Raw genomic sequence first — 10,650 nt, 5'->3', positions numbered from 1 at the left:
GACCTGCCCTGTCAAACCCTTTTTTGCATATTTATGAAACTCGCAAGGATCTTTTAAGAAAATGGCGGATACACTTGATTTTTACCGGCGAATTTGGCACTAAGGGGGCCTGGACGTGAGCGCGCAAAATAAGTTTCTTCGCAAACGCAGAAATAAATTTTGCAAAGCCCGCGTCCCAATAAGAGCAAGACCAAGGTTCTATGCTCTTTAAAGGAGATTAAGTGCAAATGATGTTGAGGGGAATGGCTGTCGCCACCGTGTTGATCGCAGGCGCAGTCTTGAATTTGAAATATGCCGATGGCGTGGCCGCGGTGCCTACACCTGGTGAGGCCGCTAAGTATGAGAGCGCGAGCGCGAATGCATCTGCATCGCTTATGCGCCTCACAAAAAACCCTATGGGCAAAGCGCCGATTTCCATCGGCAACCCAGCAACAGCAGCCGCGTTGGAAGCCCTGACAAGCACGCGACCAACAACCGTTGCCAACGCACCATATAACGCGAAGAACTCTTCTGACCCCTCTCTTGATATCCCATCCGCCCCGACATCTTACAAAAAATCCCTGCGCGTTCATGCGGGCGACACCCTCAGCAAAGTGCTGGAGAGCGCTGGCGCCCCGGCACAGGATGCGGATGCTGCGATTCTCGCACTGAAAGGCATTTACGATCCGCGCACGCTGAAAGCCGGTCAAAGCATTGCCGTATCCTTTTCGCCGTCAGGTCTTAATGGAGAACAGGATCGTTTTACCGGCTTTGAAATACCGCTGAATTACGCCACCCGTATCGCCGTCGCACCTGCCCCGGAGGGTGGATACAAAGCTTACGAATTTGAACGCAATCTCGTCACCCAAAATGCCCGCGCTGATGGCGTCATTGACTGGAGCCTCTTTCAGGCCGGCTCAGATGCCGGCGTGCCCACCAAGGTTATGGCTGAATTGGTACGCGCGTTTTCATGGGACGTCGACTTTCAACGCGACATTCGCAAAGACGACCGATTCGAAGTGATGTATGAGCGCAGTGCAACGGAAGACGGCGAAGTCGTTCACAACGGCCAGATCCTATTTGCCGCGCTCACCTTGTCGGGCGAGCGCAAAGCCATCTTCTTGCACACCCTCAAAGACGGCACTCAAGACTACTTCGACGAAGCGGGCCAAAGCGCCAAAAAAGCGTTGATGCGCACACCCATCGATGGAGCCCGCTTGTCGTCTTCGTTCGGCAAGCGCAAGCACCCCATTTTGGGCTACACCAAGCTGCACACGGGAACTGATTTTGCCGCACCGCCGGGCACACCGATTTACGCGGCCGGCGACGGCACCATTGAATTGGCAGGCTGGAAAGGCGGTTATGGGAAGTATGTGCAAATCCGCCATAACTCCGAATACTCAACCGCATACGCCCACATGAAGGGCTTCAAGTCCGGCATCACCAAAGGCAGCCGCGTGCGTCAGGGCGAAGTCATCGGCTATGTCGGCACAACCGGGCGGTCCACCGGGCCGCACTTGCATTTCGAAATGATCCGTCGCGGCGTAAAAGTCAACCCGATGCGCGTCAAGATGCCATCGGGACAAAAGCTCCAAGGCACCGAATTGGCGCGTTTTGAAGAAACACGCGAAGCGGTCAAAGAAGAATGGGTCGCTTTGGCACAACCCAACCAGCAGTTGGCACAACGCTGAGGTCATCCGGCTGTTAACTGCAGACAGCCTTTAGGTTCGTCCATTCTTCATCTTGCAACACCGCAAGACCACCTGGCTTGGCGCTTTCTACGTGCCGGGCGCGGCTGGCGGTGTCTGGGTGCGTGGACATAAATCCCGGCAATTCAAAACGACTTTTTTCTTCCTCTTTCGAGAGACGCTTGAAGAAATTGGCTAACCCGTTGGCGTCGATATGTGCACTTTGCAAGGTTTGCACCGCAAGGGCATCCGCCTCTTGCTCAGCCTCACGAGAATATGCGGTCATCATCACGTTTTTTGAAACACCGCCCATGACACTGCCGCCGAACATCATATCGCTCATCATGGAAACACCATACCTGCGGACCATGGCGTGCATCGGGTGGCGCAATTGAGCATGGGCCATTTCATGGGCCAACACCCCTGCCAACTCGTCTTGGCTTTCAGCCTGATCCAATAGGCCGCGAAAGACAAAGATATAGCCCCCCGGCAAGGCCATTGCGTTGACCATTTTGACGTCAAGAACCTGCACGTGATAGGGCAACAGCACAGGCGCATGTTGGGCCAAGGCCTGAACAAGCTTGTCCAAGGCTTTGAGGCCGTGAACGCCTTGGCAAGTCTTTTTGTCTGCCCCATCTTCTAACAAGCTGGAAATTTGTCCCGCATAACGCTTGCCCAATTTTGCTTCATACGACAACGGCGTCAATGCGACGAAAACCGCCGTCAACGTAGGCGTCACAAAATAGACCCCGACCAAGAAGACAATGGTCGTCGCAATCGCCAACGCCATTCCCCGGCGGATGCGTTTTTGTGAGGTGTACATATTGGGAGCACGACTGCGCAGCGCCTCAAAGGCTGCTTGATCCAAAAACACCAGCCGTTCTTCACTGTCCGCCTTGGCGACGCGCACACCGCCGCTGCTTTTGTCGGCAAAAACGATCACGTCATAAAGCCACCGTGTCATCGTTTCACCTGACGGCAAAAGGATATCCAACGCAGACTCGCTCAAGCGCACCGCCACCTTGTGACGCACCGCGCTTTTGCCATTGTAATAATACGCCTCTAGCAGAGGGGGATTGGGCGATGGCTGTTCAGATGGCCCCAACATCGAAGGCATCGGCCAGTCCCTCTCCGGTTTGCGGTTTGGACATTTGACTTTGGTGCAAGGCGGTAAAATCACCGTTGCCCAAGAGCCCGACATTGCGTTCCAAAAAAGCAAAAGAACGTTTGTAGACCCAGGCCGTACCCAAACCGAGCGTCAACACTTTCAAAAGCATATTACCCACCGTAAGGCCTAAAAAGTTCACCCCCGAAATGGCGCTGCTCAGGTCGTGATTGTGAAACCGGGTGCTGGACACAAAATGGTGAAGCTTTTTGCCTTGATACCAAGCATATAAAAGAGCGAGCGGTATCAGGCTGAGATAAAACAGCACAATATAAACGGCGATCATTTCCGGCACGGGTTCAACGCCGTCCCCAGCTCTCATGTTGCTGACGCCAATCGCGGCCATCACACACCCCAAATACACAATACTGCCCAACCAAAAAACCAAGTAGGCCCCGTACAGTTTTGTGGCCTTGGGCGTAAACGTCGGTCGTTCATCGCCCAACCAAGTGTGACCCATTTCATATTTTGTAAGCCATACCGAACACAGCGGTGCAGCAAGGCCGAGACTCACGCCCGACAGCACCATGCAGCCCAAAGTCATCAAGGCATACGTCACGGCAGAACCCGATTGATTGCCATATATGCCCCGCCAGTGGGTGCGGGTCAGACGGTATCTCCGGGCACGAAAAAGCGCCATGCCGATTAAAAACAAAATGACGATGAGCTGTAAAATCTGACGCACCACTTGTGCCTCGTCCGAAGCATCCACCAGGGCCACTTCCAAACCAATGGAGACCACAAACAACGGCATGAGAATGACGATAAAAACAAACAAAAAACCGAGAAACAACTCTTTGCCCGTACCCGTGTATTCCAGGCGATCGCCCATAATTTCCACATGACCCCAAAGATATTGGCGGAATCTGGTTTTCGCCCAAAACCGATAAATACCCAAGGTCACAATCGTCAGCAAAAAATTGATGAGAAGGATTTTGAACAACGCCACCGCTTCAATGTGATTTCGCATCAATGCGCGCACTTGCGGCACCGAACTGGTGTTTTCACCATCAGGTCGCATGACCTCAATATCGTTGCTCATGCCCACCCCCCCAAAAAAACAACATACTGAAAGTTGTATCGTACCAGACCGGCTCTCACATTCAAAGAAAAGACGTCTTGGTGTAACGTGCGTTTGAAGTCTTGAATGCCTGATCGCCGTGATGACATTACAATCGACAGCGTCAATTCGACACGACTTTCACGCACCTTCAAAGCTCTCTAATCTTTGTTTTGGTGCGCATATCTTCTTTCCAATCCACAAGGGTCGGCGTACTATTAACTGGTCATACAATTGATATGACGAAACGAAAAGGGCCTATCTTTTTGAAGTCAGAATTTTCATCTTCAGGACACGAGTGCCCTAAACAAGACATGAGTACCCTAAAGATATAGTATCGCTAAATCGGCAAATATCACTTCGACGATATCAGGTGCAAAATTCGATGCTCTACATCACACTGAAGTGTGTGATCACACGTAATTCTGTCTGCTGATCAGAGCCAAACCCTGAGAGAACAACGAGGAAACATCAATGCGAAATCTAAAAATTAGCATCCAGATTCTATCCATTGGCGTGATCGCATTGATTGGCTTTATCGTCATCGGGGTGATTTACTTTAATAGCAGCTCACGGCAAGCAGAATATCTTGCAACCCAATTGTCTGAAAGCGCTGGCGTCACCTACGTCAACGCCGTTTCCATTGGTTTTCTTGAAGAGCGTCGCGATGAAAAAGACTTTCTGGTCCGCAAACAGGTGAAATATGCGGACCGGCACAAAGCCCGTGTCGACGAAATTCTGCCCTATTTCGATAAGCTGAAAACCATCCACCAGGAACCTGATGAGCAGAAAAAAATCGACGATATGCGCATCGCCTTCATCGACTACGCTAAACAGTTCCAAGAAGTGGTGGCCATGTGGCAGACGATCGGCCTGACCCCTGATGAAGGGTTGATGGGAGAGTTGCGCAGTGCCGTCGCCATGGTCGAAGACACGCTCAAAAAATATGACACGCCCAAGCTCACCGCATCCATGTTGATGATGCGCCGCCATGAGAAAGACTTCTTCCTCCGCATCGATCCCAAATACATCGACGAGATGGAAAAGGTTATGGTGGAGTTCGATGAGCAACTGGCACAGTCCGAAGTTCCGATGGACGCCCGACCCGCTATCGAACAAGAATTTGACGTTTACATGGCGGCCTTCAAAAAAGTTACCAAACTCTATCTTGAAGAAATTCAGGATAAAGCCACGATGAGCGCCAAGTATGCTGAAGTTGAGCCCATATTGGACTTCTTCGTCAAAAAAGGCAGCGGCGACGCTCAGTTGGCCACCGACCAGCTGAACACCGAAGCGGCCAATGCCTTTCAGTTCATCATGATTTCTATGGCTGTGGTTTCGATTCTCGTCTTTGGTATTGCATTTGCGATTGGTCGCGGCATCGTACGCCCCATCTCCGACATGACCCATGCCATGGAAACCTTGGCTGACGGTGATCTAAACGTTCATATTCCGGCCCAAGATTACGGCAACGAAGTCGGACAAATGTCTGGGGCCGTCCAGGTCTTTAAAAACAACGCCATCGAAGTCAAACGCTTGGAAGCCGAGCAGCTCGCGAATGAAGAGCGTGCGACACGTGAAAAGCGCGAGATGATGCTTAAAATGGCCGATGATTTTGAAGGCAGCATCGGTGGCGTGGTTAACACCGTGTCGTCTGCAGCAACCGAAATGCAGTCGGCCGCCACATCCCTGTCAGCAACGGCGGAACAAACGTCAAAACAATCCACCACCGTAGCGGCGGCATCGGAAGAAGCTTCTGCCAACGTGCAAACGGTGGCCAGTGCGGCGGAAGAACTGTCCAGTTCGATTTCTGAAATTTCCCGTCAAGTGTCTCAATCGACGCAGATCTCAGCGACTGCGGTTGCCGAGGTTGAAGGCGCCAATGCTCAGGTTCAAGGCTTGGCCGACGCCGCCAACAAAATCGGCGAAGTGGTCGCCCTGATCACCGACATCGCCGATCAAACCAACTTGTTGGCACTGAACGCCACCATCGAAGCGGCGCGCGCGGGCGAAGCGGGCAAAGGCTTTGCCGTGGTTGCCAGCGAAGTGAAAAACTTGGCCAACGCAACCGCCAAAGCGACCGAGGAAATCTCGGCGCAAATCGGCGGCATTCAAAATGCGACCGAAGGGGCGGTGCATGCCATCAATTCCATCGGCGGCATCATCAACCAGATGAACGAAATCGCCTCAACCATTGCGGCTGCGGTTGAAGAGCAAGGGGCTGCAACCCAAGAAATCGCTCGCAACGTCGAACAGGCTGCGGCAGGGACCGGGGAAGTGTCATCCAACATTGCCGGCGTTACCCAGGCTGCTGCAGAAACCGGCAGCAGCGCGTCTCAGATGCTCAGCGCAGCGGGTGAACTGTCCCAGCAGTCTGAACTTTTGCGCGGGGAAGTGAGCAAGTTCCTCAGCACCATTCGCAACGGCTAAGACCTGTCCTGCGCAGCCGAAACAAGAGGCCCCTTGCCATAGCAGGGGGCCTCTTATTATGTTTAAATACTCAAAATTCTTTGAGGACTTTCCCATGAGTGTTGAGCTTTCATTTCACGATATCGGCCATGGTGAGCCCATTGTCATCTTGCACGGTTTGTTCGGTTCCAAACGCAATTGGACGGCCATCGCCAAGCGTCTCAGCGCCCATCATCGGGTGGTGTCGCTGGATTTGCGCAATCACGGCGAATCGCCTTGGGTGGACGGCATGAACTACGTCGATCTGGCCGATGACGTGGCGGCTACCGTGAAGCGCTTGGGTCTGGGTCCCTGCACCGTCATCGGCCATTCCATGGGCGGCAAAACCGCTATGACCTTGGCCCTGAACGGCCCCGAACTGGTAAAGCATTTGGTGGTGGTGGACATCGCCCCGGTCGAACGCGAAACCGGCTTCAGCGCCTATATCGAAGCTATGGCCGAAGTGCCGCTGGCATCGTGCGACAGCCGAGGCGATGTTGAAGCGCACTTGGCAGGGGTCGTCCCCAATGCCTTAGTGCGAAGCTTTTTGGTGCAAAATCTGGTGCGTGAACAAGGCGTCTATCGCTGGCGCATCAACTTGGCAGCACTTGATGACGGCATGGACGAGATTGCGGATTTCCCCATACCCAAACACCACCAAAGTTACTTAGGCCCAACGTTGTTTGTCGCGGGCTGCACATCGGATTACATCCAAGCCCACCATACCCCCACCATCACCCGCCTGTTTCCCGCCGCCACCATTGCCCACATACCCGGTGCCGGACATTGGCTGCACGCCGAAGCGCCAGAGCTTTTTTTGAAAGAAGTGACGGCTTTTTTAGACGCCTAAAAGCAAAAGTCTAAAACAGCGCCCGCGCCCGCACCTTGCGGCAATTGCCCGTGGACACAACCCGCTCGCCATTCGCCACCGCCGACAGCCGCCCGGTGTAGCGGTTGATGACAAACTCAAGGGTGACGTCAATGTCGCGACTGGAAAACACCAATACGTATTCCATCTCGGAAACATAAAGCACCCCGGTGGTGCGCGGAAACGACGACACATTCTGGACCAAACCATATTCGGGGTTCAGCATAAAAATCATTTCCGTCCTGTTGGTGCGACACTGCATCATAAAGGGCTCAGGCTCGACCTCGGGCCCGGGCCCAATCTGGGCCCGAGGCTGAACTTGCGGCTGAACTTGCGGCTGAGGCAAATACTGTGGCATGACCGGAATCGATGAAGGCGCTTTTACCGTAGGCGCTGCGCTTGGTTTGGCGGGCGGCGTAGCGGGCGGCGCAACGGGCGGCGTAACGGGCGGCGTAACGGGGGCGGAAACAGTAGGCGGCGTCAGATATTGAGGCATCTGCTGCAATTCATCAGCCCATGCACCATCCAACGGTAACGCCGTCAGCAGCAAAAGCAAAATACCCCGTACACGATTCATCACAAACGCCCTTACTCCATAACAGCGCGCACTTTATCACAGGGTTCGGAGTGTGCAAATAACAACGGTCCACCCTTGCGCGCCCCCACTTGGGGGCGCGGCAATCTAAGGCTGGCACAGAGAGGGCCGTGTTTAGCTGACCCAGTTCGCGACGTCGTCGCCGTTGATGGTTAAGTGCTCATCACCCGCCGACACTTTGATGGTATCGCCATCTTTGATTTTGCCTTCCAAGATCAGACCCGCAAGCGGGTTTTGCAGGGCGCGTTGGATGACGCGTTTCAGCGGTCTTGCGCCGTAGACGGGGTCGTAACCGCGGTTCGCCAGCCAGGCTTTGGCTTTGGCGTCCAAATCCAAAGTGATTTTTTTGTCTTCCAACAGCGCCAACAAGCGGCCCAGCTGAATGTCGACGATGCCGTCCATGTGTTCGCGGAACAAGCGGTGGAACAGCACCACTTCGTCCAAGCGGTTGAGGAATTCGGGACGGAACGCAGCGCGCACAATTTCCATCACCGGGCCGCGCAGCTCGGCGCTGTCGTGACCGTCTTCTTGGGCCGCCAAGATGTCGCCGCCCAAGTTGGACGTCAGCACAATCAGGGTGTTGCGGAAATCCACCGTGCGGCCTTGGCCGTCGGTCAAGCGCCCGTCGTCGAGCACTTGCAAAAGCACGTTGAACACATCGGGGTGAGCCTTTTCGACCTCGTCAAACAAGATGACTTGATAGGGGCGACGGCGCACGGCTTCGGTCAACGCGCCACCTTCGTCATAGCCGACGTAGCCAGGCGGTGCACCGATCAAACGCGCCACGGCGTGCTTTTCCATGTATTCCGACATGTCGATGCGCAACAGCGCACTTTCGTCGTCAAACAAGAATTCGGCCAATGCCTTGGTCAGTTCGGTTTTGCCCACGCCCGTGGGGCCTAAAAACAAAAACGATCCGATCGGGCGGTTTTGGTCTTGCAGTCCGGCACGTGCACGACGTACGGCATTGGACACGGACACCAAGGCTTCTTCTTGACCGATCACGCGGGCGCGCAGGCCGTCTTCCATGTGGACCAGTTTGTCGCGTTCCGATTCCAGCATTTTGTCCACCGGAATGCCGGTCCAACGCGACACCACGCGGGCGATGTCGGCATCGGTCACGACTTCGTCCAACATGCGGTGATTTTGCGTGTCTTCGGCTTTGACGAGTTGCTCTTCCAAGGCGGGGATGCGGTCGTATTGAAGCTTGCCGACCTCTTCATAACGGCCTTCACGCATGGCCCGTTCCAGCTCGATACGCGCTTGGTCGAGCTGTTCTTTCAGCCGCGTTGCGCCCGCCAGGGTGTCTTTTTCGCCCTGCCATTCCGTGGTTAAGGCTGCCGAGCGCCCTTCCAAATCGGCGAGTTCTGCTTTTAACGTTCCCATGCGCTCTTTGGAGGCGGCATCATCTTCTTTTTTGATGGCTTCGCGTTCAATTTTCAGCTGGATGATTTTGCGGTCCAGCACATCCAGTTCTTCAGGTTTTGAGTCCACCTGCATACGCACCCGCGACGCTGCTTCGTCCATCAAGTCGATGGCTTTGTCGGGCAAAAAACGGTCCGTGATGTAGCGGTTGGACAAGGTCGCCGCCGAAATCAACGCGCCGTCGTGAATGCGCACGCCGTGGTGCAGTTCATACTTTTCCTTGATGCCGCGCAAAATGGAAATGGTATCTTCAACCGTTGGCTCGGACACAAATACGGGCTGGAAGCGCCGCGCCAAGGCCGCGTCCTTTTCCACGTATTTACGGTATTCGTTGAGCGTCGTGGCGCCCACGCAATGCAATTCGCCACGCGCCAAGGCGGGTTTGATGAGGTTCGATGCATCCATCGATCCTTCCGCAGCGCCGGCACCGACCAAGGTATGCATCTCATCGATAAACAAGATGATTTGCCCCATGGCGCCTTGGACTTCTTTCAGCACGGCTTTCAAGCGTTCTTCAAATTCACCGCGAAACTTGGCCCCGGCGACCAGTGCGCCCAGATCCAAAACCATCAGGGTTTTGGTTTTCAGGTTTTCCGGCACGTCGCCTTGAACGATGCGCACCGCCAAACCTTCTATGATGGCGGTTTTGCCCACGCCCGGTTCCCCGATCAGCACCGGATTGTTTTTGGTGCGACGACTGAGCACTTGGATGGTGCGGCGAATTTCCTCATCACGGCCAATGACCGGATCGATTTTACCTTCCGCCGCCGCAGCCGTCAGATCGCGAGCGTATTTCTTCAACGCATCGTATTGGTCTTCGGCAGACGCACTGTCGGCGGTGCGCCCCTTGCGAATATTTTCGATGGCACCGTTGAGGCCTTGGGGCGTGATGCCCGCGTCCTTAAGAATTTTCTGCGCTTCAGTTCCAGCGGCCAGTGCCAAGGCGAGGAGAATTTTTTCCACGGTGACAAAGCTATCGCCCGATTTTTCGGCAATTTGTTCAGCTTGTTCCATCAAGCGCGCCAGTTCTTGGGACAGATAAATTTGTCCAGCCCCCGAGCCTTCGACTTTGGGCAAGGCTTTAAGGGCTTTTTCAGTTTCTTTTAAAGCCTTTGGGGCGTCCCCGCCCGCAGCATTAATGAGATTGGCGCACAAACCTTCTTTATCATCCAACAAAACATACAAAAGATGGGTGGGCAGCAATTGCTGATGGGCGCGCCGTTGCGCCAAGGTTTGCGCCGCCTGCATAAAGCCTTTAGAGCGTTCAGAGTATTTTTCAAAATCCATGTTCCACATTCCTTTCTCAGCGACGACGCTATCGGGCCCCAAAATGCGGTGGCAACCCGTTCCGGTCTCGCGGTTTGCGGTTGTTTGCATATGATATGTCTTGAATTCTAGCCGTCGCAAGCTTCTCGGTGCATA

The 10,650-nt window shown here is 54.2% G+C and carries 7 protein-coding genes; 3 read left to right on the top strand and 4 right to left on the bottom strand.

The features are described 5' to 3' along the window. Nucleotides 1-242: 242 nt before the first annotated feature. A complete protein-coding gene (locus BEN30_RS10340; RefSeq protein WP_069958267.1) occupies nucleotides 243-1,670 on the top strand; it encodes a M23 family metallopeptidase in 1,428 nt (475 codons plus the stop codon). A 13-nt stretch (nucleotides 1,671-1,683) separates the two neighbouring features. Here BEN30_RS10340 and BEN30_RS10335 read toward each other — a convergent pair whose 3' ends face one another. Together BEN30_RS10335 and BEN30_RS10330 are read right to left on the bottom strand one after the other, a co-directional pair. Then, the gene (locus tag BEN30_RS10335; protein WP_170827025.1) at nucleotides 1,684-2,784 is read right to left on the bottom strand and encodes a M48 family metallopeptidase; all 1,101 of its coding nucleotides are present in this window, start codon (nucleotides 2,782-2,784) and stop codon (nucleotides 1,684-1,686) included. Further along, entirely contained in the window at nucleotides 2,759-3,874 is a 1,116-nt protein-coding gene (locus BEN30_RS10330) for a YjgN family protein (protein ID WP_069958265.1), read from the bottom strand. Before BEN30_RS10330 ends, BEN30_RS10335 begins: the two co-directional genes overlap by 26 nt. A 492-nt stretch (nucleotides 3,875-4,366) precedes the next feature. On the opposite strand from BEN30_RS10330, the gene BEN30_RS10325 reads away from it, so the two are divergent. Beyond that, nucleotides 4,367-6,322 carry a methyl-accepting chemotaxis protein gene (locus BEN30_RS10325; protein WP_069958264.1) on the top strand — a complete coding sequence of 652 codons (1,956 nt, stop codon included), beginning with the start codon at nucleotides 4,367-4,369 and terminating at the stop codon, nucleotides 6,320-6,322. Between the two features lie 94 nt (nucleotides 6,323-6,416). Further along, the gene (locus BEN30_RS10320) at nucleotides 6,417-7,190 is read left to right on the top strand and encodes an alpha/beta fold hydrolase (protein ID WP_069958263.1); all 774 of its coding nucleotides are present in this window, start codon (nucleotides 6,417-6,419) and stop codon (nucleotides 7,188-7,190) included. A 10-nt stretch (nucleotides 7,191-7,200) separates the two neighbouring features. Here BEN30_RS10320 and BEN30_RS10315 read toward each other — a convergent pair whose 3' ends face one another. Together BEN30_RS10315 and clpB are read right to left on the bottom strand one after the other, a co-directional pair. Continuing rightward, nucleotides 7,201-7,785, bottom strand: a complete 585-nt coding sequence (locus BEN30_RS10315; RefSeq protein ID WP_069958262.1) for a hypothetical protein — start codon at nucleotides 7,783-7,785, stop codon at nucleotides 7,201-7,203. Nucleotides 7,786-7,917: 132 nt separating this feature from the next. Beyond that, a complete protein-coding gene (gene clpB, locus BEN30_RS10310) occupies nucleotides 7,918-10,515 on the bottom strand; it encodes an ATP-dependent chaperone ClpB (protein WP_069958278.1) in 2,598 nt (865 codons plus the stop codon). Nucleotides 10,516-10,650: the final 135 nt, after the last annotated feature.

This window comes from Magnetovibrio blakemorei (assembly GCF_001746755.1).
In the GTDB taxonomy this organism is placed as follows: domain Bacteria; phylum Pseudomonadota; class Alphaproteobacteria; order Rhodospirillales; family Magnetovibrionaceae; genus Magnetovibrio; species Magnetovibrio blakemorei.
Note: the sequence above shows the minus strand (reverse complement) of the source record. Positions and strands in the feature narration are given on the sequence as shown.

Coding starts and splice junctions, on each gene's coding strand:
- BEN30_RS10340 (WP_069958267.1), top strand. CDS start 243: ATGGCTGTCGCCACCGTGTTGATCGCAGGCGCAGTCTTGAATTTGAAA.
- BEN30_RS10335 (WP_170827025.1), bottom strand. CDS start 2,784: ATGCCTTCGATGTTGGGGCCATCTGAACAGCCATCGCCCAATCCCCCT.
- BEN30_RS10320 (WP_069958263.1), top strand. CDS start 6,417: ATGAGTGTTGAGCTTTCATTTCACGATATCGGCCATGGTGAGCCCATT.
- clpB (WP_069958278.1), bottom strand. CDS start 10,515: ATGGATTTTGAAAAATACTCTGAACGCTCTAAAGGCTTTATGCAGGCG.
- BEN30_RS10315 (WP_069958262.1), bottom strand. CDS start 7,785: ATGAATCGTGTACGGGGTATTTTGCTTTTGCTGCTGACGGCGTTACCG.
- BEN30_RS10325 (WP_069958264.1), top strand. CDS start 4,367: ATGCGAAATCTAAAAATTAGCATCCAGATTCTATCCATTGGCGTGATC.
- BEN30_RS10330 (WP_069958265.1), bottom strand. CDS start 3,874: ATGAGCAACGATATTGAGGTCATGCGACCTGATGGTGAAAACACCAGT.